At 55.7% G+C, this 1,559-nt stretch carries 1 protein-coding gene; it reads right to left on the bottom strand.

Going from position 1 to position 1,559, the window contains the following annotated elements; genetic code table 11:
* Positions 1-289: 289 nt before the first annotated feature.
* Entirely contained in the window at positions 290-625 is a 336-nt protein-coding gene (locus tag MKK75_RS27290) for a hypothetical protein (RefSeq protein ID WP_244045621.1), read from the bottom strand.
* Between the last annotated feature and the right edge of the window lie 934 nt (positions 626-1,559).

Below are 1,559 nucleotides of genomic sequence, written 5' to 3'. Positions count from 1 at the left end.
GCAGATCAGGCCCCAAGTCTATCTCAGACCGGACTTTTGACACAGCCTCGACCCAACCCGGTCGCAGGGAGCGCCGTTTGGGTTTCTCCAAAGCGGTCGTTCGTCGGACCTACGGCAACTTCGGCTCGGGGTGGAAAGCGGAAGTCAGCCACTCGCCTGCAAGCAGACGCTCCACCTCCGACCCAGCCATGTCGTATTAAAGATTGCCGCGTTTCTGGCCAAGTGTTTAGCTTTCGATCAGTTGGATTAATTTAAATTGGCCTCCTTGTGAACGCATTGGAACGAGATTTCATCTTTCTACGCGCTGCGTCAGAAGCGTAGGCGTGCCTCCAAATACACCTTCAAGAACGTCTCTGGCGGCACTAGACTCAAGACCTTCAGGGACTTGCGAACCGACGAGCGTGGCCTTGATGGCTGCATCGATTTCGGCCCGGATCAACGCGGTGCGGGTCGCTTGCTCATCAGGTGGCATTAGGCGGATCAATTCCCTTATCACCACCCGAAAGATTGCCTCGTTGGCCATCTGCACGCCGAACGAGAATGCGCGCCGTTCCTCTTCAACCGTCGACGAGGATTGGCCCAGCGCGTCCCCTGATGCGACAGCACCCTTCCCAAAAATGAACATTTAACCCCCCTCGATGATACACCTTAGTACTATTTTCTAAGCAACTTCCTAGACTGTCCAGTCGATAGAGAACGACCTGCAATAGGACGTTCGCCATCGGTCCAGTTTGAAGCTCTCACCGCAGTTCTCGATTGGCGCGCCTAAGCGGCTATCGTAACTTATAAACACGCAATGGTGTTTTAGCCGCTAAGCCGGATCAGATCTTGCGCGCACCGTGGTACATCAGTGCGGCTGCGGATGGTTCAAAATCAGAGTCGGCGCTGAATAACACGGTTGTCTAATTTGCCAATTAAAAGCGCTGTCATAAAACGTCAGGTCGCCTGGGCGCAAAATTCAGGCACTTCCGATCAAGGTACCGCTCGCAAGTACCAAGGTCCGCTAAGCAGCACCTTGTCAGCGCCCGACAGAAGTGGCGTTTGCACATAGCGCGAATGGATGCAAACGATCGCTAGCAGATCCTAAATTGCGACGAGACCGACCACAGTTGTCGCCACTATGAGAGAAAACGAGTGGGATACGAGATGGTATGACATGTGGTCTCCGGGATCGTCATGAGGGTGGAGACCTCACCGCGCAGCAGCGGTATCCACTTCTGCGGGTCGCTGTTCTATAAGAGCACTGACAGCGAACCACCCGACCCAGTTCAAGGTCATAGTCAGCCGAGTTGCCCAGAAGCGGACACTTCGATGATCTACGAAGGGTCCTGAGCGTGCACTGGGGCGATATCCGTTTTCGTCGATTACTGCCCGAAAGGAGACCGGAGGAAAACCACCCCGAGCAGTCATTCCGCATCCGACCCAGTTCAGCCATGCGGACCATCGTCGGCGTTTCCCGAAAGCCGACATTGGTCGGCCGTCTGGCGCTGTGCGCTTGGGGCGGCGTCTCCCCGCTTTGGGTTGCGCGAGGGATACACAATACGGGCCGGCGCAGAGGT

It is taken from the genome of Methylobacterium sp. J-030 (genome assembly GCF_022829545.1).
Lineage (GTDB): Bacteria > Pseudomonadota > Alphaproteobacteria > Rhizobiales > Beijerinckiaceae > Methylobacterium.
The sequence above is the reverse complement of the archived record's forward strand: the minus strand, read 5'-3'. Positions and strand labels throughout refer to the sequence as shown.

Coding starts and splice junctions, on each gene's coding strand:
- MKK75_RS27290 (WP_244045621.1), bottom strand. CDS start 625: ATGTTCATTTTTGGGAAGGGTGCTGTCGCATCAGGGGACGCGCTGGGC.